Annotated in this window: 19 protein-coding genes and 1 pseudogene; 3 read left to right on the top strand and 17 right to left on the bottom strand. The window is 60.9% G+C overall.

From position 1 onward, the window contains the following. Positions 1 to 5: 5 nt before the first annotated feature. The 4 genes from narH to AADV58_RS03770 all read right to left on the bottom strand — a co-directional run bounded on the left by narH (position 6) and on the right by AADV58_RS03770 (position 8,338). The gene (gene narH, locus AADV58_RS03785; protein WP_281982024.1) at positions 6 to 1,556 is read right to left on the bottom strand and encodes a nitrate reductase subunit beta; all 1,551 of its coding nucleotides are present in this window, start codon (positions 1,554 to 1,556) and stop codon (positions 6 to 8) included. Positions 1,557 to 1,582: 26 nt separating this feature from the next. Beyond that, positions 1,583 to 5,332 (bottom strand): nitrate reductase subunit alpha, encoded by a 3,750-nt coding sequence (locus AADV58_RS03780; RefSeq protein ID WP_281982022.1) that lies wholly within the window; start codon positions 5,330 to 5,332, stop codon positions 1,583 to 1,585. Positions 5,333 to 5,407: 75 nt separating this feature from the next. Then, positions 5,408 to 7,054 (bottom strand): antiporter, encoded by a 1,647-nt coding sequence (locus AADV58_RS03775; protein WP_051295349.1) that lies wholly within the window; start codon positions 7,052 to 7,054, stop codon positions 5,408 to 5,410. Positions 7,055 to 7,072: 18 nt separating this feature from the next. Next, positions 7,073 to 8,338, bottom strand: a complete 1,266-nt coding sequence (locus AADV58_RS03770) for an MFS transporter (protein ID WP_028994807.1) — start codon at positions 8,336 to 8,338, stop codon at positions 7,073 to 7,075. Positions 8,339 to 8,559: 221 nt separating this feature from the next. Between AADV58_RS03770 and AADV58_RS03765 the strand changes: the two are divergent. From AADV58_RS03765 to AADV58_RS03755, 3 genes and pseudogenes are all read left to right on the top strand, one after another. After that, a pseudogene (locus AADV58_RS03765) lies at positions 8,560 to 8,640 on the top strand (cytochrome c); the annotation flags it as partial. Between the two features lie 279 nt (positions 8,641 to 8,919). Beyond that, entirely contained in the window at positions 8,920 to 9,381 is a 462-nt protein-coding gene (locus AADV58_RS03760; RefSeq protein ID WP_028994806.1) for an ankyrin repeat domain-containing protein, read from the top strand. Continuing rightward, positions 9,375 to 9,866, top strand: coding sequence for a DUF411 domain-containing protein (locus tag AADV58_RS03755; protein WP_028994805.1), 492 nt, complete (start codon positions 9,375 to 9,377; stop codon positions 9,864 to 9,866). Before AADV58_RS03760 ends, AADV58_RS03755 begins: the two co-directional genes overlap by 7 nt. 3 nt (positions 9,867 to 9,869) lie before the next feature. Here the strand turns inward: AADV58_RS03755 and AADV58_RS03750 are convergent, their stop codons facing one another. The 13 genes from AADV58_RS03750 to nosZ all read right to left on the bottom strand — a co-directional run bounded on the left by AADV58_RS03750 (position 9,870) and on the right by nosZ (position 22,541). After that, entirely contained in the window at positions 9,870 to 11,117 is a 1,248-nt protein-coding gene (locus AADV58_RS03750; protein ID WP_281982017.1) for an FAD-dependent oxidoreductase, read from the bottom strand. Positions 11,118 to 11,167: 50 nt separating this feature from the next. Next, a complete protein-coding gene (locus tag AADV58_RS03745; RefSeq protein ID WP_341744120.1) occupies positions 11,168 to 12,049 on the bottom strand; it encodes a bile acid:sodium symporter family protein in 882 nt (293 codons plus the stop codon). A gap of 36 nt (positions 12,050 to 12,085) precedes the next feature. Beyond that, positions 12,086 to 12,586: a TlpA family protein disulfide reductase gene (locus AADV58_RS03740; RefSeq protein WP_245580530.1), complete on the bottom strand. Its 501-nt coding sequence runs from the start codon at positions 12,584 to 12,586 to the stop codon at positions 12,086 to 12,088. Further along, positions 12,583 to 13,410: an ABC transporter permease gene (locus tag AADV58_RS03735; RefSeq protein WP_028994802.1), complete on the bottom strand. Its 828-nt coding sequence runs from the start codon at positions 13,408 to 13,410 to the stop codon at positions 12,583 to 12,585. Before AADV58_RS03735 ends, AADV58_RS03740 begins: the two co-directional genes overlap by 4 nt. 1 nt (position 13,411) lies before the next feature. Continuing rightward, complete coding sequence (locus AADV58_RS03730) at positions 13,412 to 13,846, bottom strand: nitrous oxide reductase accessory protein NosL (protein ID WP_245580529.1); 435 nt, start codon at positions 13,844 to 13,846, stop codon at positions 13,412 to 13,414. 73 nt (positions 13,847 to 13,919) lie between these two features. Then, complete coding sequence (locus tag AADV58_RS03725; RefSeq protein ID WP_028994800.1) at positions 13,920 to 14,771, bottom strand: ABC transporter ATP-binding protein; 852 nt, start codon at positions 14,769 to 14,771, stop codon at positions 13,920 to 13,922. Positions 14,772 to 14,824: 53 nt separating this feature from the next. Continuing rightward, a complete protein-coding gene (locus tag AADV58_RS03720) occupies positions 14,825 to 15,790 on the bottom strand; it encodes a NapH/MauN family ferredoxin-type protein (RefSeq protein ID WP_028994799.1) in 966 nt (321 codons plus the stop codon). Beyond that, a complete protein-coding gene (locus AADV58_RS03715; RefSeq protein ID WP_245580528.1) occupies positions 15,790 to 16,593 on the bottom strand; it encodes a 4Fe-4S dicluster domain-containing protein in 804 nt (267 codons plus the stop codon). Before AADV58_RS03715 ends, AADV58_RS03720 begins: the two co-directional genes overlap by 1 nt. 38 nt (positions 16,594 to 16,631) lie before the next feature. Next, positions 16,632 to 17,990 carry a nitrous oxide reductase family maturation protein NosD gene (nosD, locus tag AADV58_RS03710; protein WP_028994797.1) on the bottom strand — a complete coding sequence of 453 codons (1,359 nt, stop codon included), beginning with the start codon at positions 17,988 to 17,990 and terminating at the stop codon, positions 16,632 to 16,634. Positions 17,991 to 17,994: 4 nt separating this feature from the next. Beyond that, on the bottom strand, positions 17,995 to 18,975 hold the full coding sequence (locus AADV58_RS03705) for a hypothetical protein (RefSeq protein ID WP_028994796.1): 981 nt from the start codon (positions 18,973 to 18,975) through the stop codon (positions 17,995 to 17,997). A gap of 119 nt (positions 18,976 to 19,094) precedes the next feature. Further along, positions 19,095 to 19,826, bottom strand: a complete 732-nt coding sequence (locus tag AADV58_RS03700) for a c-type cytochrome (RefSeq protein ID WP_043421158.1) — start codon at positions 19,824 to 19,826, stop codon at positions 19,095 to 19,097. A gap of 31 nt (positions 19,827 to 19,857) precedes the next feature. Continuing rightward, on the bottom strand, positions 19,858 to 20,166 hold the full coding sequence (locus AADV58_RS03695; RefSeq protein ID WP_028994794.1) for a c-type cytochrome: 309 nt from the start codon (positions 20,164 to 20,166) through the stop codon (positions 19,858 to 19,860). Between the two features lie 80 nt (positions 20,167 to 20,246). Then, on the bottom strand, positions 20,247 to 22,541 hold the full coding sequence (gene nosZ / locus AADV58_RS03690) for a Sec-dependent nitrous-oxide reductase (protein WP_028994793.1): 2,295 nt from the start codon (positions 22,539 to 22,541) through the stop codon (positions 20,247 to 20,249). Between the last annotated feature and the right edge of the window lie 136 nt (positions 22,542 to 22,677).

Below are 22,677 nucleotides of genomic sequence, written 5' to 3'. Positions count from 1 at the left end.
TCTCCTCACTTCTTCTTGGCGGCCAGCGGCGCTGGCTCGCGGGGTTCCATGCTCTCGGTCCGGCGTTCCGGGAAGAGCGCAAACGGCGACTGGCCGTTGGCCGAGTCGTTGCCGAAGCTGAAGCCGTTCTGCCCCTGGAAGCCGTGGTAATCGTCGAGCGAGATTTCCTGGTGCGAGGTCGGAATGACGAAACGGTCCTCGTAATTGGCAATCGCCAGATAGCGGTACATGGACTTTGCCGTCTCTTCGTCAATGCCGGCGGCAGTCAGCGGGCGGATGTCCGGCGTGCCTTCGACATTGACCGAGCGCATGTAGGAACGCATGGCGATCAGGCGGTTGAGTGCCGAGACGATGTATTCCTCCTTGCCGGCGGTCAGCAGGTTGGCCAGATACTTGACCGGCAGGCGCATCGCCGAGGCCTTGGGAATGACGCCGTCGGCTTCGGTCGGCAGGTTCTTCTGGTCGATCTGCGACTGCACCGGGGACAGCGGCGGCACGTACCAGATCATCGGCAGCGTGCGGAATTCCGGATGCAGCGGGAAGGCGATCTTCCATTCGACGGCCATCTTGTAGATCGGCGACTTCTGGGCGGCGTCGATCCACGACTGGGGCACGCCGTCGGCCAGCGCCTGCTCGATGATCTTCGGGTCGTTGGGATCGACGAACAGGTCGAGGTGGGCCTTGTACAGATCCTGCTCGTTGTCGGTACTGGCGGCATCAAGCATCTTGTCGGCGTCGTAGAGGATGATGCCGTTGTAGCGGATGCGACCGACGCAGGATTCCGAGCAGACGGTCGGCAGACCCGATTCGATGCGCGGGTAGCAGCCGATGCACTTCTCGGCTTTCGACGATTCCCAGTTGAAGAAGACCTTCTTGTACGGGCAGCCCGAGATGCACATGCGCCAGCCGCGGCAACGATCCTGGTCGGCAACGACGATGCCGTCCTCCTCGCGCTTGTACATTGCCCCGGACGGGCACGAGGCGACGCAGGCCGGGTTGATGCAATGGTTGCAGATGCGCGGCAGGTAGAGATGGAAGGTGTTCTCGAACTGCTTGTACATCTCCTTTTCCATGTTCGAGAAATTGCTGTCCTTCGAGCGCTTCTCGAATTCACCGGCGAGGTCGTCTTCCCAATTGGGGCCCCAAGTGATCTTGTCCATCTTCTCGCCGGTGATCTGCGACACCGGCCGCGCCGTCGGCGCGGCTTCCGACAGCGGTGCGTTCTGCAGACGGGCGTAGTCGTAGGTGAAAGGCTCGTAGTAATCGTCGATCTCGGGCATGTTGGGGTTGGCGAAGATCTGGACGATCTTCTTCAACTTGCCGCCGGCCTTGAGCTCGAGCTTGCCGTTGAGCTTGGTCCAGCCGCCCTGCCACTTGTCCTGGTCCTCCCAGTTCTTCGGGTAGCCGATGCCGGGCTTGGATTCGACGTTGTTGAACCAGGCGTATTCGATGCCCTTGCGGTTGGACCAGACGTTCTTGCAGGTCACCGAGCAGGTATGGCAGCCGATGCACTTGTCGAGGTTGAATACCATCGCGAATTGTGCGCGAATTTTCATGTTGATCTCCTAGATTGCGTTCGCGATTACTTGCTGCCGACACCGACCGGATTGCGCTGGGCTTCGCGTTCCGGGGTCAGCGGACGTTCCAGCCAGTCGATATCGCGGTCCTCGACCTTGTGCAGCACCACCTGCTCGTCGCGGTTGCAGCCGACCGTGCCGTAGTAGTTGAAGCCATAGGCGAGCTGGGCGTAGCCGCCGACCATGTTGGTCGGCTTGACGACGACGCGGGTAACCGAGTTGAGGATGCCGCCACGCTTGCCGGACGACGGCGAACCCGGCACGTTCACGTTCTTCTCCTGGGCGTGGTACATCAGCGCCATGCCGCGCGGGACACGCTGCGACACCACCGCCCGGGCCATCGTCGCGCCGTTGGCGTTGATTGCCTCGACCCAGTCGTTGTCGGCCAGGCCGATCTGCCTGGCATCGTCCTCGGCGATCCAGATGTAGGGGCCGCCGCGGAACAGCGTCAGCATGCGCAGGTTGTCCTGATAGCTGGAGTGGATGCCCCACTTCGAGTGCGGCGTGATCCACGACAGCGTCAGGTGCGGCTTGCGGCGCACACTGTCGGGGACGATTTCATGGGCCTTCAGGTCGACCGGTGGCTTGAACACGCAGAAACCTTCGCCAAAGTCGAGGAACCACTCGTGATCCTGGTAGAAGTGGGCGCGGCCAGTCAGCGTGCGGAACGGGATGTGCTCGTGGATGTTGGTGTAGCCGGCGGTATAGGACACCGTTTCCGACTCGATCCCCGACCAGGTCGGCGCGGTGATGATTTTGCGCGGCTGGGCGACGATGTCGCGGAAGGTGATCTTGTCCTCATGGCGACCGGCGTACAGGTGATGGTGATCGAGGCCGGTCTTCTTCGACAGCGCCGACCACGACTTGTGCGCGACCTCGCCGTTGGTCTCCGGCGCCATGCGCATCACCGAGTCGCAGACGTAGATGTCCTCTTCCAGCGACGGCATGCCCTTGGACACGCCATCGACCTGGACGGTCTTGTTGAGGACGGCGAGTTCCTTGTATTCCTGCTCGGTGTTCCAGTCGATGCCCTTGACGTTGTTGCCGAGCTTGGTCATCAAGGGGCCGAGCGCGATGTACTTGTTGTAGGTCTGGCCGTAGTCGCGCTCGACCAGGCGCAGCGCGGCCATGGTCTTTCCCGGGATCGGCTCGCACTCGCCGCGCTTCCAGTTCTTGACCTGGCCGAAGGGCTGCGCCAGCTCCATCGGCGAGTCGTGCTGCATCGGCAGCGCGACCAGATCGCGCTTCTTGCCCAGATGTTTTTCGGCGAGTGTGGAGAAGGTCTCGGCAATCGCCTTGAAGATCTGCCAGTCCGACTTCGATTCCCAGCCCGGCGTCACGGCTTCGCCCAGCGGGTGGATGAAGGGGTGCATGTCGGTGGTGTTGAGGTCGTTCTTCTCGTACCAGGTGGCCGTCGGCAGGATGATGTCGGAGTAGGCACCGGTGGAATTGAGGCGGAAGTTGATGTCCACCATCAGGTCGAGCTTGCCGACCGGGCCGTCTTCCAGGTAATTGACCTGGCTGCAGGCGGCGCCGTGAGTGCCCTCCTGCATCACGCCGTTCTGGGCGCCGAGCAGGTGCTTGAGGAAGTACTCATGGCCCTTGGCCGAGGTGCCGATCAGGTTGGCGCGCCAGACGAACAGGTTGCGCGGCCAGTTGACCGGGTTGTCCGGGTCGGCGAAGGCAACATCGAGCTTGCCGCTCTTGAGTTCTTCGACCACATGTTTGGCGATGCCGGCCTCGTCGGTCGCACCCTTCTTCTCGGCTTCAGCGACGAGGTCGAGCGGATTGCGGTTGAAATGCGGCGCCCCCGGCAACCAGCCCATGCGCACCGCGTCGACGTTGTAGTCGGCGAGCGTGTAACCCTTGTATTTGTTCTTGCCGGCCGGCGACAGCAAGGCGTCGGCATCGACCGTTTCGTAACGCCACTGGTCGGTGTGGAAATACCAGTACGAGGTCGAGTTCTGATGCCGTGGCGGCCGTTGCCAGTCGGTGGCGAAGGCGATCGGCGCCCAGCCGGCCTGCGGGCGCAGCTTTTCCTGGCCGACGTAATGCGCCCAGCCGCCGCCGGTCTGGCCGACGCAACCGCACATGTGCAACAGGTTCATGATCGACCGGTAGGTCATGTCATTGTGGTACCAGTGGTTGATCGCCGCGCCCATGATGACCATCGACTTGCCGCGAGTCTTCGATGCGTTCTCGGCAAACTCGCGACCGGTACGTTCGATGTCGGCGGCCTTGACGCCGGTCACCTTGGCCGCCCAGGCCGGGGTGTAGGCGACATCGGCATCGTCGTAGGATTGCGCGACGTTGCCGCCACCCAGGCCGCGATCGATCCCGTACTGGGCGATCTGCAGGTCGAACACGCTGGTCACCAGGGCTTCCTCGCCATTGGCCAGCTTGACGATGCGGACCGGGACATGGCGCAGGATCAGCGTCGATTCGCCATTTTCGAAATGCGGGAAGCCGACACTGACCACGCCGTCACGGCGCTCGATGCAGCTGAGTTCGGCTTCGATCTCGCCACCGGCCGCCTGTTCGAGCAGGTTCCACTTGCCGTCCTCGCCCCAGCGGAAACCGATCGAACCGTTGGGAACGACGAAGGATTGGTGCTTGCTGTCGAAGACCACGGTCTTCCACTCGGGGTTGTTCGCTTCGCCCAGGTTATCGACGAAGTCGGAGGCGCGCAGGTTGCGGTCGGACACCCAGTTTTCGCCATGCCGGCGCAGCATCACCTGCATCGGCATGTCGGTGTACTTGCGGGCGTATTCCAGGAAATAGGCGTCCTGGCGGTCGATGAAGTATTCCTTGAGCGCGACATGGCCCATGGCCAGGAAAGCCGCCGTGTCGGTGCCCTGGCGGACCGGCATCCACAGGTCGGCGAACTTCACGTACTCGGCGTAGTCCGGCGCCATCGAGACGATCTTGGCGCCCTTGTAGCGGACTTCGGTGGCGAAGTGGGCATCCGGCGTGCGCGTCATCGGCAGGTTAGCGCCGGTGATGATCAGGTAGGTCGAGTTGTACCAGTCGGCGGCTTCCGGCACGTCGGTCTGCTCGCCCCAGGTCTGCGGCGAGGCGGCCGGCAGATCGCAGTACCAGTCGTAGAACGAACCGCAGGCGCCACCGATCAGCGACAGATAGCGCGAGCCGGCGGCATAGGAAATCATCGACATCGCCGGAATCGGCGAGAACCCGTAGATGCGGTCCGGGCCCCATTTCTTGATGGTGTAGATGTTGGCGGCGGCGATGATCTCCTTCATTTCCTCCCAGCCGGCGCGGACAAAGCCGCCCAGGCCGCGCACGCCGACATACTTGATGCGTTTCTGCGGGTCGTTCTGGATGGCTTCCCAGGCTTCGACCGGGTCAAGGCCCTTGGCCCGTTCGGCGCGGTACAGGTCGAGCAGGCGACCACGGATCATCGGGTGCTTGATCCGGTGCGGCGAGTACAGGTACCAGGAGAACGAGGCGCCGCGCTGGCAACCGCGCGGTTCGTGGTTGGGCAGGTCCTCGCGGGTGCGCGGGTAATCGGTCTGCTGCATTTCGAAGGCAACCAGGCCGTTCTTGACGAAGATCTTCCACGAGCAACCGCCGGTGCAATTGACGCCGTGGGTCGAGCGGACGACCTTGTCGTGCCGCCAGCGGTTGCGATAGGCATCCTCCCACTGGCGATCTTCGTTGGTGACGACGCCGTGGCCCTTGGCAAAGGTGCTCTGGACCTTGCTCAGAAATTTCAGGCGGTCAAGAAAATGACTCATGTTGTGCTCCTCGTTTGGCGACCTGCCCCAGGCCGCGGGGTTGATTGCAGAATGCGGTGATGGTGATGAGACGGCTCAGGGGTTGTGGATGTAGGCGTTCTTGCGCAGGTAGAACCACCAGTTGATGACGACGCAGATGGCGTAGAAGATGGCAAAGCCGTACATCGCGTTTTCCGGGGTGCCGGCCTTGATCTGGCCACCGATGACCACCGGCGCGATGAAGGAACCGTAGGCACCGACTGCCGAAGTCCAGCCGAGCACCGGCCCGCGCTGATCCTGGTCGAAGACGAAGCCGACGGTACGGAAGGTCGAGCCGTTGCCGATGCCGGAGGCGGCGAAGAGGACGATGAACAGGCCCATGAACAGGAAGAAGTAGTCTTCCGGCGTCGCCGACTGGTAGGCCAGGTGCATGACGTAGCCGGTGGCGGCCGAGGCGACGACGAGCACCAGCGAGATCACCTGGGTGACGATGGAACCGCCGAGCTTGTCGGAAATCCAGCCACCGAGCGGACGGATCAGCGCGCCGACGAAGGGACCGATCCAGGCGTACATCAGCGCCGACGGTGCATTCGGGTTGCGCGCATGAACCCAGGCCTGGGTCGCCGGATCGAAGACATGGGTGTTGCCGAAGATGACCGTGATCGACAACGGCAGCGCCATCGAGAAGCCGATGAAGGAGCCAAAGGTGACGACATAGAGGGCGGTCATCGACCAGGTGTGCTTGTTGCCGAAAATGGCGAACTGCTTGCCCAGGTTGGCCTTCATCTCGCCGGTGGCCAGCGCCTTCATGGCGAACAACGTGGCGACAATGACCAGGACCACCACCGCCCACATGTTGAGCAGGCCGAGGCCGCTCGGTGCCGGCAGGTAGAGGTAGAGGCCGAGACCGGAGACAACCAGCGCCAGGCCGTAGAAGACGACGACCCGGCCGAGCGCGGCGGCGGTCGAGCCGATTGCCGGTGAGACGGTGAGCAGGTTGTTCATGCCGAACCAGCCGACGACGGCCAGCGGTACCAGCAACAGCAGCCAGACGAAACCGGCGTTCTGGATCCAGGTCGGCGTGCCGGCGGCGATCTTGCCGATCAGCGTCGCCGAATCCTTGACCAGCGGAATTGCCTCACCGCCCAGCGCGCCGAACAGGCCGACGGTCATCACCGCCGGAATCAGCAACTGCATGGTGGTCACGCCGAAATTGCCGAGACCGGCGTTGAGCCCGAGCGCCGTTCCCTGCTGACGCTTGGGAAAAAAGGTGCTGATGTTGGACATCGAGCAGGCGAAGTTGCCGCCGCCGATCCCGGACAGCAGCGCCATCAACTGGAAGACCCACAGCGGCGTGCTCTTGTCCTGCAGCGCCAGACCGGTGCCGATGGCCGGAATCATCAACAGCGCGGTGGTCAGCCAGACGGTGTTGCGACCACCGCAGATACGGATGAAGAAGGACGCGGGAATGCGCAAGGTGGCACCGGACAGCCCGGAAATGGCGGCAATGGTGAATAGCTCGTCCGGCGAGAACGGAAAGCCGGCATTGGCCATCTGCACGGTGATGATCCCCCACATCAACCAGATGGCGAAGCCGCAGAGCAGGCTGGGAATCGAGATCCACAGGTTGCGGTTGGCGATGCGGCGACCGGTGGTCTGCCAGAAATTCTCGTCCTCGGGCCGCCAGTCGACGATGTCGACCGAACTGGTGAGCTGCGGGCGGGCGGATTTTTGCTTGTTCATTGAAACTCCCCGTTCTGATCATTCAAGGTTGTCGGCACCGACGCGCGCAGGGCGGCCACGGACCAAATCGGCATCACGCACCTCGGTCCAGTACATCCAGATCAGCGAGACCCAGACGACGCCGTACAGCAACATGAAGCAGGAGGAGCGCACACCGGTCAGGTCAACCAGGGCGCCGAACATGATCGGCAGCAGGAAGCCGCCCAGGCCGCCGGCCAGGCCGACGATGCCGGAGATGACGCCGATGTTCTTCGGGTAGTCGTCGGAGATGTACTTGAACACCGAAGCCTTGCCGACCGCCATGGCGACACCGACGACGAACAGCAGCGCGGTGAACACGTATTCGTTGAGATGGATTTCGTAGGTCTGCGGCCCAGTAACCGTCTTCACCGTGAATTCGGTCTGCGGGTAGGACAGGATGAACAGGCAGATCCAGCACACCCAGAGCACCCACCAGGTCACCTTGTGGGCGCCGAACTTGTCCGAAAACCAGCCACCGAGCGCGCGCAGCACGCCGCCGGGCAGGGAGAAACAGGCGGCCAGGAAGGCCGCGCTGGTCAGGTCGAAACCGTATTCCTGAACGTAGTATTTGGTCATCCACAGCGCCAGCGCGACATAGCCGCCGAAGACGATCGAGTAGTACTGGCAGATCTTCCAGACGTTCGGATCCTTCAGCGCGCGCAACTGTTGCGCGACGGTCACCGTCGAACTGACCCGGTGTGCCGGATCGCTGTAGGTGAACACGAAGAAGGCCAGTGCCGTGACCAGCATCATCACGGCAAAGACCGTCGGCACCATGGTCCAGCCGTAGGCGACGACGATCGACGGGGCGAGCAGCTTGGTCAGCGCTGCGCCGGCGTTGCCGGCACCGAACACGCCCATGGCGAAACCCTGGTTCTGCTTCTCGAACCAGCGCGCGCAGTAGGCGATGCCGACCGAGAAGGAACCGCCGGCGATGCCGACGAACAGGCCGGCGACCAGCAACTGCCAGTATTCGGTGGCCTGGCCGATCAGATAGATGGGCAGTACCGTACTCATCATGATGCCGAAGAACACCGGCCGACCGCCAAAGCGGTCGGTCATCATGCCCAGCGGCAAGCGGATCAGCGAGCCGGTCAACACCGGCATGGCCGCGAGGATGCCGAACTGGGTTTCGTTGAGGCCCAGTTGTTCCTTGATCGGGATGCCGATCACGGCAAAGATCATCCAAACCATGAAGCAGACGGTGAACGCCAGCGTGCTCATGGTCAGTACGGACAATTGCTGCATTTTTCTGCTTGTCATGTTCTTGTCTCTCCCTCCGGTTTTTTCCGTTGGGTGAAGGTTAAGAACTTGGGCGTCCGCAGCCCATTCGCCATTCGCCGGTATACGGGAGATAAAAAACGGTAGGCGGCGTAGTCATTTGGAACTAGCCCGAAGGTGCCCGCCCCCTTTGATACGCATCATGGTTTCCGACACCGCGTTAAAACGGGAATCGCTCCACCTCAATAACAAGGAGTCATTTCATGAGCGGGGTATTCACCAAATCAATGGCCAGGAACATCTTCTATGGGGGAACGGTGTTCTTCTTCCTGGTCTTTCTGGCCCAGTACGGAAAATCAGCCTCTCTGAACCATCGGCCATCACTATGTATTTGATGTATTAATCGATGCGTGCGCGTACAACAGCATTCGTAGGCATGAATATTTCTCCATCAATTGAGCCTCACCGTGGCCCACAGCCAACCATCCTGCCACGCGATTAAAGCCTGACTGTTTGACATGCAATATTGCCAAGCTGAAACTGATCATAAATATCGTATGGATCAAAGATCATCGATGCGCGCACGGCAATAATCGCATCGTTCCCGTTTTTGCGAGGCCATCATGCGCTTCCTGATTGTTTTTCTATTGGCTTGTCTGAAGATCCTTCCCGCAATTTCAGCTGACCTGACCATCCACAACGTCGCTCGCCAGGGGAGTGGCGAAGATGTTCGCCGCGCCCTAGCGGCTGATCCTGGTGCACGCGACCTGCGCACCGCCCATGGCTCGCAAGCCATTCATCTGGCAGCCATGAACCCTGACATCAGCGCTCTGCGGGCGCTGATCGCCGCTGGCGCCAACATCAACGCCCGGGACGGCGAAGGCGCCACGCCGCTGCACATGGCCGCCTATGCCAGCCGCGCGACGCACGCCCGCGTGCTGCTCGAAGCCGGCGCCGACCCGCTGGCGACTACCGACAATGGCCGCGACCCGACGTCGATGGCACGCAAGGTCAAGGCCGACGAAGCAGCGGGCGTTATCTCCCTGTGGGTGCTCAAGGGCTGCAAGGCAGGCAAGCCATGCTGAAGCAACTCGCCCACGCTCTGCTGCTCCTCGCCGCAAGCCACGCCGGAGCAGCCGAACTGCCACCGATTGCAGTCTACATGCCCAAGGTCTGCCTCGCCTGCATCGACTGGGCGGAACACCTGCGCCAGCACGGCTTCACCGTCCAGGTCACGCAGACCGACGAGATGGACGCGGTCAAACGCAAGCTGAAGGTACCGAAGGAACTCGAAGCCGTGCCCAGCGCCAGCATTGCCGGCTATTTCATCGAAGGTCATGTGCACGCCGAGCAGATCAAGGAATTGCTGAGCGAGAAGCCAAAAGCACTAGGTCTCGCCGTTCCCGGGCTGCCGCTCGGCGCACCGGGCCGCGAATACTCCAGCCCGATTTGCCAGACCGCCTGCACCGTGCTTGATATGGAAACGGCGGCCCCGCGCATCCGCCGGGAATTCTACGAAACCCTGCTGGTCATGCCCAACGGCCGAACCTCGACCTGGGCGCGCCACTGAGCGTTAGAGAAAACCCGCGTACTGGCCGGCGGCCCAGGCCACATCTTCACCCACCGGGTTCTGCCGGCTGACCTGCCGGACCTCCTGCAGCAAGAAACCATCGCTGCGCAGGCGGTAGGACGTTTCGATCCGCGTCCCGGCATCCGGATCAACCCCGGACAGCAGGTGACAGACGCCTTCCGGCAACATCGGCGCGCGCTGTCCAGCGATCTGCCCGGCGACGATGGCCCCCATCCGGCTAGCGACATGGCCAGTCTTCGGATAATGACCGAACAACGGCGAAACTACCCCGGCAGCATCGCCAATGATGAAAATCCGTTCGTCGCCAGGACTGCGCAGGTCAAGCGCGTTCTGTGCCGCCCAGCCATCGGGCGCGCCGGTATTGCCGTCGGCGCGGATCAGCCCGGCCGGCCAGAGCAGACCGGCGGCCTGTTGCGGCGGACTGAGCAGCGCCATGTCGAAACGGATGTCGTCGATATCCGTGCTCAGCGTGCCCCGCTCGGGATCGACACTGCGCACCCGCGCATGATCTAGATAGGTCACTTGGTCGCGGAAACGTTCGAGCAGTGCATGACGAAAAACCGGCATCAACGGATTCGGATCGACAATGATCAAGCGCCCGGGAATCCGCTGCGTCTTCAGCCACCAGGCAAGCAGCAGTGCTCGTTCGTAAGGCGCCGGTGGGCAACGATAGGGCAATGGTGGAATGTTCAGCAGCAGATCGCCACCAGTAAAAGCCTGCAAGCGCGCTTTCAGCGCCGGCAAGTCACCCGCATGCACCATAGCGCCGGAAAATCGCTTTTTCAGCAGATCGGCCGCAGCAGGATCGCTCAGCTGCCAGGCAGAATAATCCTCGCGGATGCCCGGCGACAGCACCAGCCAGTCGTAGGGCAACGCACCGGCCGAGGTCATCAGGCGCTGCCCGCTGCGGTCGATCCCGATGGCTTCCGCCTGAACGAAGCGGTAGCCGCGCGCTGCCGCGACAGCGGCATAATCGCGCCGCATCGGTGCCGGTGCCTGGCCGTGATCGACCAGCCAGCGATTGCCGAGGGCGAAAGAATGAAAGGCAGCGTGCCGGTCGACCAACGTGACCCCGATATCTGGCGCCTGTTGGCGTAGTTGCGCAGCGGCAGCCAGACCACCCCAGCCACCACCGACCACAACAACCTGACGTACCGCAGCGCGCAGCGGGCGATACAACGATAGCAAACCGCTGGCGAACAGCAGACGGCGGCGAACGGTGCTGATCATCGGCTTTTCCACAGCATCTTGCTCAGTGTCGAACGCATTTCAATGGCCAGCTAAGACAGCACCCTGCATAATTCCCGGCGGCTGCGCATGATGTAGAGGAAAACAACAGCGCCAAAATTCATCGTCAACGCGTAGACAACGCTGGGTACCGCAAGCGCTGGTTGCTGAAACAACGTAAGCGCGACAAAGATGCCTAGGCCGGCATTCTGGAGGCCACATTCCATCGCAATGGCAATGCTGTCGCGACGCTGCAACTGGGCAGCCCAGGCAATCGAAAAACCGCCGAGCATAGTCAGAACGTTGAGCAGCACAGTCGCGCTGCCAACCTCGGGCAAGCCGCTGATGATCGTATCGCGGTGGGCCATAAAGGTAATCATGACAATGCCCACAAAGAAACCAGTAGCGACCCGGCTGACGACACGTTCAGCTCGCTCACCGATCAACTGGAGCTTGAGGCGTAGCACCATCCCAAGCATGATCGGTAGCGTTGTCACCAGCAACAGGCCGGCGAACAGCTTGCCCAAAGGCAGATCACCCGCACTCACATGAACACCGCCAGCCGGGACTCCCTGTAAACCGAGCACCGCATTGACGACAAAAGGCAGCGTAAGCAACGCAAGCAGACTGCTCCCGACGGTCAGAACCAATGACAAAGCAGTATTTCCACGCGCCAAATGAGTCAAAAAGGCCGAACTGACGCCTCCAGGGCAGGCGGCGATGATCATCAGGCCGAGCAGCATGGTTTCCGAAAGCTGAAGGCTGATCCCAACCAGCACAGCAGACAACGGCACCAATACGACTTGGCCGAACATACCGAAAGCAACACCGCGCCAATTAGCGAGCGCGCTGCGAAAATCGCTCACGCGCAGCGATAGGCCAAGCGAAAACATGATGAAGGCCAACACCAGCGGCAGAAAGAAGTTTTCGATCATGATCCGAGACCGACTATTCGGGCGTTCCGCCAGCCATCACTTCAGTAGCAACGGAATGGCGGCATCAAAATCCTGGCGGGTGAACAGCCCCATTTTGCGCTGGACGATATTGCCTTGGCTGTCGAGCAGCAGTGTGAACGGCAGCCCGGTGCTACCGTTGCCCAGCGTCTGCATCAGCCAGATGGCCTTTTTCTTGTCGACAACGAGCGGGTAATTGACGTCGTAGGCCGTAGCAAACTCCTTGACGGCGGCCGGGTCCTCCTCGACGGCAATGCCGAGCACGGTCAGGCCGCGCCCGCCGAACTCGCTCTGGAGCTTGACCAGTTCGGGGATTTCCTTGCGGCAAGGGGGGCACCAGCGGGCCCAGAAATTGACGATCAGCGGCTTGCCGCGGAATTTATCGAGATTGACTGGTTGGCCGTCGACGCCAGTCAGCGTCGCTGCAAACAGCTGGGCACTGTCAGTAGCGCCAGCGGCAGCCGAAAAGCCCAGTCCGAGCACGGCGAACAGTATGCAGAGCAGCTGGCAGACTCTCACAGCAGGTCTCCCCGACGGAACAGGAAGTAGCCCAGTGCCGCCGAGCCGAGGCCGAGGAGCGCTGGATAAGCCAGGGCAAACAGACGGAAGCCATCGGTACCGAACAGATCGAGGATAACGTAGGCCGAAGGACCAAGCACGATCAGTTGCGGGTCGAACATCGCCAACGCGGCGGTGCGGAACACCTGTAACGGATTGACCAGTGCCAGCGTGACCGCAAGCTCAGGGTCTACCCGCCCCTGGATCATCACGCCAAGCAGGATCAGATCGAGGAATAACAACAGCACCAGCCAGATCATGAAGGCCGCACCCTGCGCCATGTCGGTGGTACGGGCGAATGCCGAGATGAGCATGCCGATGCCGAGGAAGCACAGCGCCATCGCCGCCAACAGGCCGGTGTAGTAGGCGAACATGTTCCACGGCACTTCGATGTCCACGATGCTCGCCCAGATGACCGCACCGAACATCGCCAGGAAAACCGGCGCGAAGACAACCAGGTAACGGCCGAGGAACTTGCCCCAGAACCAGGCCTGCAAGGCGACCGGCAACGACAGCAGGTATTCGAAGACACCGGCCTCGCGGTCGCCGGCAACCGAACGGACGGTGGTGATCAGAACGAAGATCGGCAGGATCGCCATGGTCAGCTGGATATAGGTCACCAGCAGACGCGACAGGCCGATGAAACCGAGTACGCGTGACTCGGTCAGTCCGAAAACGAACAGCAGCGCGACGATGCCCCCGAAAACCAGGGTGTAGATCTGGAACCAGCGCGCACGCAGGGATTCGACAATGTCGAGTTTGGCGGTCAGCCACAGTTGATTCATGTTATTTGCCCTTGGCCAGAACATGCTGGCGGGTATCGGTGAAATCCAGGGCCCCCGCCAGCGGCGCAGCAACGGCGGCAAAGTTGTAACCCATCGGCGAAGTCCGTGAAACGAAGTAGGCGCGCTTCGGGTCGAGCCAGCGCATCTCCTCACGGCTCTTGCTGTCGTAGTCGGCCACCCAATGGCGGGTGGCGGCATCGGCCAGCCAGGGATACTTGTCGGCCTGCTCCCTCAGCCAGAAGATCAGGCAGCCGACATCGTCGAACTTGAATACCGTATCCTTCGGACCGCCTCGAGTCTGCGCCGCGAAACGGCGGTCGGAGATGACCATATTGCAGCGCACGCAGGTATCACGATCCCACTTGATCTCGGCCATGCCTTCGGGCCAGCCGCCTTTCCTGCCACAAGCGGCAAGCAGTGCGGCAAGGGGGCTCAACAACAGCCCCCCGGCCGCTGAGCGGAGGATGAAGCTCCGTCGCTGTTCGCGGTCAATTGACGGCGCACACATATCAACCCTCACGCAGCGACAGGTCGGCGACCAGCGCGGTATAGCGCGACACGATGCCGAGGAAGCGCAGGCGGTCCGGCCCCGCGATACCCCCCTGCCAGACCAGTTGCCCGGCGTCGGGAACCAGTTGCCAGCCCTCGACCGCCTTGGCAAAGGCCGGCTCGAAGCGCTTCAGCACGATGCGGCAGAGCAGCCTGTCGGTCAGCGTTGCATCGTCGGCGACCTGGGCGTCGATAACGACCTTGCCCATGTCCATCTCGATGACGCGGTTGACCAGCGACGAAACCTCGTCGAGGCGGTGGCTGGAAATGATCATCGTCGCATCCTCCAGACGCTCGGCCAGCAGGTCGAAGAAAATTTTGCGCGCTTCCGGATCAAGATTGGCGGCCGGTTCGTCCATGATCAGCAGGCGGGCATCGCGGCCGAGCGCGATGGCGATCAGCAGCTTCTGCTTCATGCCACCGGAAAGACGCACGAACTGCCTGGACAGAATCCCATCGACGTCAAGCCCTAGCCGCTTGCCGATCGCATGGATACGCGCCGGATCGGTATGGCACAGGGCCGCCGAAAAATCGATCAGCTGGCCAACCGGCATTTTCAACGGTGGCGGCAACTGCGGCACGAAACCGATCCGGCCAAGCACCGCAGTACGGTTACTGCGCGGATCGAGGCCGTCGATGCGGACCTCGCCCTGGTGGTCGTACTCGCCGAGCAGACAGCGGATCAGCGTGGTCTTGCCGGCGCCGTTCGAGCCGATCAGCGCAACGCGCTCGCCGATGCCGATGTCGAGATCGATACCGTTGAGAACGCTGGCGCGGCGGAAGGACTTGCTGAGTTTCTTGAACTGGATCATGGCTTGGATTCTAGGCTGGGCACTGGCGGTTCACTTTGAATCTGGATCAAAAATCACAAGAGTTTCGACAGCCCCTTGACCTCGTAACGCAACGCGCCGGTCGGGCAGATATCGACGCAATAACCACAGCGCGTGCAGTCCGGACCTAGGCCGAGCGTTTCCTCGGCGGCCCGGCCCTTGATCGTGACGTCGAGGACGTGCGGCACCAGGCAGACCTTGCGGCAGTCACCTTCATGGAAACAGTGTTCGACGTGGTAGGTGATCTGCAGCGGCGAGATTACGCCGACCGCACCATAGGTCAGTCCGATCGGACAGACATAGCGGCACCAGGCGCGGCGCGACCAGAAGATTTCGAACAGCAGCAGCAGGAACACCCAGCCCAGCGCCAGCCCCGGCCCATAGATCAGCGCCCGCGACAAAATGCCGGTCGGGGACAGCGTCTCGAAAATGGTATACCCGGTCACCACCGACAGCAGCGCGAACAGCAGCCAGAATACCGTGCGTGTCCCGCGGTGGAATTCATGGTCGGTGACGATCTTGCGCTCGACCAGCCACAAATGCAGCTTCTCGGTCCATTCGGCAAGCAGGTGGTAGGGGCAGACCCAGGAACAGAAACTGCGCCCGCCGAGCAGCACCCACAGCAGGAAAACCGTGAAGGTACCGATGAACAGGTTCACGATGATGTGCTTGTGGGCGAGCATCACGTGCAGCGCCGAGTTCAGGTCGATCAGGTGGAAGCCGACGAAACGCGACGCGGTCAGCGCCCCTTCGAGAATCTGGATGTCAAGCCAGAAGCTGAAGACGAACAGCAGGTTGGTGGCGATCAGCACCGCCCAGCGGCGGTTACGCCATTTGTGGCTGGTCTCGTGGTGCGCGCGCGCGTGCAGCTTTTCCTTGATGTAGCGATCCTTGTCCTCGTACTTGAGGAACATGATCTTCTGCACCTTTTCGGAGACTTTCTCCGGCTTTTTCGGGGCTGCGCCGAGCATCCCCTTGATCAGATCAAGTGGGCGTCCCATCACGCACCTCCCTTCCAGACGGCCTGCGCATCAACGACGATGGCCGCCGTCTCGACCGGGCAGATCATCTCGCAGACGCCGCAGCCAACGCATTGTTCGTGCACCATCGGGATGAAACGCCCGTCGCCGGTCGCCTGCAGCGAGATGGCATCGGCGATCGGACATTCAGTAACACAAAGATCGCAGATCTCGCGCTCGTAAGGATGATCCCGCACCGGGATCGGCGCCCAGCGATCGACGTCGACGTAGCGCATTTCGCCCTTGAAACCGGGACCGCGTGCCTGCCCCTTGAAACCCTTGCCCTGCACCGCCAGACAGGATTCCGGTCTGGCCAGGCGGGCCAGACCGAAGCGTTCCTTGAGATTGAGACTGGGTTCCGGATCATTTGCCTTGGCCTTGAGGATGGGCGCATGGGCCAATGGGGCACCGTTACGAACACCGAGAAAGTCAGGCTTCTCGTAAGTCAACGCACCGGTCGGGCAGGCCAGGATGCATTGGACCGCATCGCAGGAAAAATCGCAGGCCTGGTCACGCGCGGCGATGTAGGGAACGCCGAGACCGAAACCGTCGGTGATGTCGCCAAGTTTGATTGCCTGGACCGGACACACCTGCACGCACTGCCCACACTTGATGCACGAGGCCAGCAAATCGGCCTCGTCGAGTGCGCCGGGCGGACGCAGCAACGACGCCCGGGCACTGCTGACCGGAATGTAGCCGAGTAGCGAGGCGCCAACGATACCGACGGTGAGGCCGAGCGATTGCAAAAATTTGCGCCGCGCTTTCTGCGCCTTTTCGATGGACATCGCTGGCTTGCGCGCAGCGGACCTACTGTCTTCGCCGCTCATGACAAGGCCTTCCGTTCTGGCTTGTGAAACACCGGCTGCTCGTCGCGCAGGATCAGGTCAGGCGCCGAAAACGGCGCCAAGCGTTCAAGGAAGTCGAGCAATTCGAGCACCGGTGAACTGCGGAAGAAGCGCGCCATCGGTAATTCGATCCAGATTCGGTCGGCGTAGGAATAAAGCTCATGGACGTTGTCGCCAATGCCATCACCGTTACGGTCAAACCCCTGATAGTCGTCCCAGAAATTGCCTTCCCAGAAATTCTTTGACGAGTCTTCGCTACGCCCGCCATAGCTGACCTGGGTCAGGTTACCTTCGAACAGGTTGCCGCGCATGTTGTTGCCGCCGGTCTCGCTGTTGAACTGAATGGCAATGCCGTTGTAGGCCAGACGGTTGTTACGCACTTCGATGGTGCTGTCGGGCTGGAATGGCGACAGATCGGAACCGATACCGATGCCGCAGTAGATGATTTCGTTGTTCTCGATCAGCGTGCCAGAGGCTTCCTTGAAGCCAATGCCCATGCCGGTGGCGCCGGTGGCATGCGAAATGATGTTGTTGGTTGCAGCACCGCCTTCGGTGTACATGAAATAGACACCGACAGCGTTGTCGTAGAAGCGGTTGCCGTCGACAACGTTTTCGTTGGCAAACATGAAGTGGATCGAGTAACGGCTGCGTCGCCCTAGATTGTCGATGAAGCGGTTGCGGTGCGAATACCAGGCGACCATGTCACGCGAATCGACGATTTCATTACCCTCGATCAGATTGTCATGGCTGTACCACAACCGCAGGCCATCACCACGCACACCCAGTTCGAGGTCCTTCGAACTGATCTTGTTGCGGCGCACCGTGCTGTTGCTAACCTGTTTGAGATCGATACCGAAGAGGCAGTTATCGACGACGACATCCTCGATCAAATTGTCATGACCGCGCACATCGAGACAGGAGTCGTCGGTATCGTGCGAGTCACCCGAACCGGTCAGCCGTACGCCGCGCAGGACCGAATTGCTCGCGTTCAGCACCATGACCGTACCCTTGTCACCGGCATCGATGGTGACCTGTCCCCCACCTTCAATGGTCAGCGGCTTGTCTATGGTCACCGGCCCGGCATAGACCCCGGGCGGCGGTTTCAGTACAGACCCGGGTTCGGCTTTGTCGACCAGATCCTGGAAGGGCTTCAGGCCATGGATGCGCTTGTCGCGCTCAATCAGCATGAAGACCGGTTTCGGGCGGTCGATGGTTACCCGAGGTGCCGTGCTCAGATCGGCATTGGCACCGAATTCCTGCTCGCTCTGGCCGAGCGTGGCCGTGCCCAGCAGGGACAGCGCGAGCACGGAGCGCAACAGTCTCGACGAGGTTGTCACGGTCTTACTCCTGTTCCGGGTTTTCACGCAGTTGCTTGCGACGGATCAGCAGCGCCAGCATCATGCAGACGAAGATCACCAGCAGCAGGCCATAGCCCCAGTACGGATAGGAGTAGGTGGAGAATTGTGCGACCTTGCCCTCGCCGAAAACTGTCGGCATGAACGGCTTTACGGTGAAGGCCCCCCACGGATGCATGTTGTGGCCGAAGAACCACAGCCAGGCCGAGTAGGTAATGACGAAGAACACTGGCAGCAAAGCCGGCACCAGCGCCATCAGCAACTGGAAACTGCGCAGTTTGGCGACACCGGCAATGACCACCGCCATCACCGCGATCAGGCCGAAGATGACCAGCTTCGAAACCGACGATACAGTGTCGCCCCAGGCCTTGATCTTGTCCGGCTCATTGAAGAAGGTTGCGGTTTCGGTCATGTAATAGGCGACGTGCGCGTCTAGCCTGCCCATGACGAACTGGTCGACCAGCATCCACGCGGCGACACCGGCAAAACCTGCGCCCAGCACGAGCAGACGGGGTTTTTTCCGGGGCACGGCAAAGGCCAGCAGCATGACCCCGAAGAAACCGAAGAAGAATTTGGCCAGGGGCTTCTCGACCGGCGCGCCGGAAGCAATCGGGAACATCCCGACATAATGGTTGATGGTGTTCATTTCGTGCACACAGTCGAGACCTTCGGCTTTCATGTCGAAGTTCTTTTTCTGCGGATCAAGGATCGGGTTCCAGCGTTCGTCTTCGTGCGACAGATCTTTCTGGATCACCTCGTTGGCCATCCTTGTGCCTTTGCCGGCCGCCTTGCAACCGTTGTACACACCGTCGAAATGGAAATGGATGCGGATACCGTCAGGGAAGGCATCTTCGGGATAATTCGGCGCCGTCAGCGAGACCCACCAGATCGGGGCAAAATAGGCAACGATCAGGCAAATCAGCGATACGAGGCTGAGGCCGGCGACGATACGATTCTGTTTCTCCATGAGACTACCCTTTTTTCGCTACTGACCCCGCCAACCGGGTCGAGGCCGTCCGCCGGAAGGGCGAACGGCTTGCGCAACAGGCTGATTTACTCAGCTTCTTGTCTGCGTGAATTTACGACTTACTTCTTGCCCTTCGGCTTGCACATCGCGCCCGGCATCTGCAGGCTGGCCTGGTAGGCAGAGATTGCCACCAGTTGATCGTTGGTATAGGGCTTGATGACCTTGACCATGTCCGGGTTGGCATTGCGGCGATGGCCATCGCGGATCTCGGTCATCTGACGCAGCAGGTACTTGTAATGCTGGCCGGCAATCACCGGATAGAACTTGGCCTTGTCGCCTTCGCCGTTCTTGCCATGGCACTCGACGCATTGCTTCTCGTACAGTGCCTTGCCCTTGGCAATCTGGGCGGCGGCATCGGCACCTTCATACTTGCCGTGATCGGTCGGGATACACAGGCTTTCGATGTATGCGGAAACATGCGCCAATTCCTCGGGATCAACCAACTCCTTGGCAAACGGGTACATCGTCGGGTTGTCGCGCAGGCCCATGCGGATGTCAGCCATCTGCTTGATCAGCACGGTAGTGTGCTGACCGGCCAATTGCGGGAAAGTCCCGTCAGGGCGGCCAGCACCGGAAGGCAAATGGCAGGCGCCGCAGATCTCATAACCCTCCTCACCCTTCTTGGCGACCCCCTTGACCGCTAGGGCTGCCTTCATTTCGCCTTCCATCTTCGCCCACTGGTAATCCTTGGACTCGATGCCCGCCGCCTTCGGTGCGGGCGGTCCGGCAAATGCAACGCTACACGGCAACAGCACGCTGGCCAGTGCCAAGGTGATTGTTTTCTTGAACATGATTTCCCTCTCCTCTCAAGGATTTCGTGGCTTATTTCAGCGAAGCCAGGTACTCGGCCAGGACCTTGATCTCGGCATCGCTGACCAGGTGCATGACGCCCTTCATCGCAGCGGACTGGCCGTTGGCACGGGCACCGCTCTTGATGTCCTTCATCTGTTGTTCGGCGTAAGCGGCATTCTGGCCGGCGATCTTCGGATACTGCGGCGTCAGCGTCTTGTTGCCGTCCTTGCCATGGCAGGCGACACAGGTTTTCTCGGCATACAGCTTGGCGCCTTCCCCGGCAGCAAAGGCGCTGCTGGCAAGAAGTGCGCCGACGATCAGGGCAATGGTCTTTTTCATGAAATTTCCTTTTGGTCTTGATGGGGGCAGTTTCCTACCTGCCCCCTGAGATTCGCTTTAAGACAGATCAAAACGCCGGCTTACTTGACCTTTCTGGCGCCGTTCTGCTCGAGGTAGGTCTTGGCTCGCAGGCCGATGTCAGCCGCCTTGACCTGGTACTGCCAGACCTGCTCCGCCCACAGATTGGCCTGCTCCCAGTCCTTCTGGGCCGCCGCCGCTTCATGCTTCTGCTTCGCGTCCTTGATCTTGTTCAGCTGGTCCGTCGCGTCCTCAACCATCGCCACCACGTCCGGGAAGTCCTTGAAGTTCGTGCTGGTGATATACCCCACCACCGAATCAATCACCGCCTGCGTGTCCGCAACCTTCTTCAACGTCGCCTTGTAATCGGTTTCCGTGTAGTTGCCCTTGGCCATCGTCGTCTTCGTCGGCTTCCACCCCTTCGGCTTCACCAGCAGGTAACCCTGCATCTCAAGGTGCAGCGCCGAGCAGAATTCCGTGCAGTAGTACGGATACACCCCTTCCTTGTCGGCCTTGAACTTCACCGTCACCGTCTTGCCCGGCTCAACCGACGCATGCACGTTGTACGTAGACACCGTGAAGCCGTGGGTCTCGTCCTGCGCACGCTCCAGATTGGTCAGGTGGATCGTCACTTCGTCGCCCACTTCAGCTTCGATCGTTTCCGGCGTGATGTGCGAACGGATCAAGGTGCCATAGACCGTGATCTTGTTGCCCTTCTTCTCGATCCGTTCTTCACCGGCACGCACCGCACCCGGATGCGGCTTGTCGGTCCGGCTGTCAGTACCCACCTTGTAGCGAACCCCCGGCTTCAGCTTCGAGGCTTCGATCGCCACCACGTAGTGCGGCTCGCCCAGCGGCAACGGCATGTCGTACAGCAGCTGCATCTTGTCGTTGGCAATGTCGATCAGCTGGTGGTTCTGCGGATGCAGCGGCCCCACCGGGTTGAAACGGTCGATCGACAGCTTGTTCAAGGCCACCAGGTAACGCCCCTTCGGTGCCACCGTGTCACCTTCCATCGTCATCAGGTGACCAATGTTGTAGTGCACCGAAATCTTGTCCAGCACCTTGCCCTGACAGAAGTCCCACTTCGCCACCTGACTATCCACATACAGCGATGTGTAGGCAATGCACTTCTTCGAATCAAACTGCGTGTGCAAGGGGCCCAGACCCAACTGCACCTGCGTGTGCAGCGCGTCCTTCATCCCGATCACCGGAATCCCGTACGGGTCCTTCGATTCAAATTTGCCGGCCTTGATCGCCGCCTGGATCTTCTCGAAGCTGTACACCGATACGTGCGTGTCCAGCTTGCCCGACACCACAATGAACTTGCCGTCCGGCGTCACGTCCGCCCCGTGCGGCGACTTCGGCTCCGGAATCAGGAACAGAATCCCTTCCTGTATCGCCGTCTCCATCATGAGCACATCGTGACCGTTGATCTTCTTCGCCTTGCCCTGCTTGACCAGCTCCGCGGCCTTCTTCCAGTTGATCACATGCAGGTAGTCGGTGTCCTTCGCCGAACACCCGGCTTCGTACGGCGGACGACCCTTCTCGATGCCACCAACGTAGCGCTCCGTACAGAACGAGTTGGTGAACGACCAACCGTCCGATGGGCCCTTGCCCGCATCCGACAAATCCTGCGAGTACGGCGGCAACTCAACCGTGAAGGACTCCTTCGGGTTCAGACGCCCTTCCTTGCGGTCAAACTTCCAGTACGTCACACCACCGCGGTACTTCTCGTTGAACTCCTCCAGCGGATAGAACTTCTTGTTCTCCAGCGGCGCGGCATACTGCGCCGCCTCGATCACGTACTCCGTGTTCGGCGTCACAAAGGCACCACCGTGCTCCGACTTGAAGATCGGATTGACCACGATCTGCTTGGTCTCGAAATCGCGCAGATCAATCACCGCCAACCGCGGATTGGCCTTGTCGTTGATGAACAAGAACTGCCCGTCGTACTGGCCGTTGGTCTCCGAGATCGCCGGGTGGTGCGTGTCGCCCCACGTGATTTCCTTGCCGTCGATCCAGCCTTGCTTCAAGACCGCCTTCGAGTTCTCGTCAAAGCCGTAGCCTTGCCACGGTTCCGGCGTGAATACGCCGATGTACTTCAGAATCCGCATCGACGGAATCCCGTACACAATCACCTGACCCGACTGCCCGCCCGAACTGAACGCCAGAAACTCATCCCGCTTCCCCGTCGGTACATACGTCTTCGCCGCCGCCAGCAAATCCTGCTGGCTCAGCCCCCGACGCTTCAGAACGTCCTGCAGCGATTCCGCCGAAACAGCCGAACCCATCGCCCCAAGACCCAGACCCGCCGCCAGCAGCAGCACGCCCGACTTGATCCCTAATCCTCTCATCTTCGTTCTCCCAAAATATTTTTCCAGGTCAAACCCCAATCGCCTCAACTCCTACCCATGCCCCAACTCAGGGTGCGGCAATTTGTCGCAATTCTGCGCGGACCATCCCTTAGCCATAAGGTGACGAATGCCGATA

Source organism: Azonexus hydrophilus, assembly GCF_038368255.1.
Classification (GTDB): Bacteria; Pseudomonadota; Gammaproteobacteria; order Burkholderiales; family Rhodocyclaceae; genus Azonexus; species Azonexus hydrophilus.
This window is presented reverse-complemented; position numbering and strand designations above follow the sequence as displayed.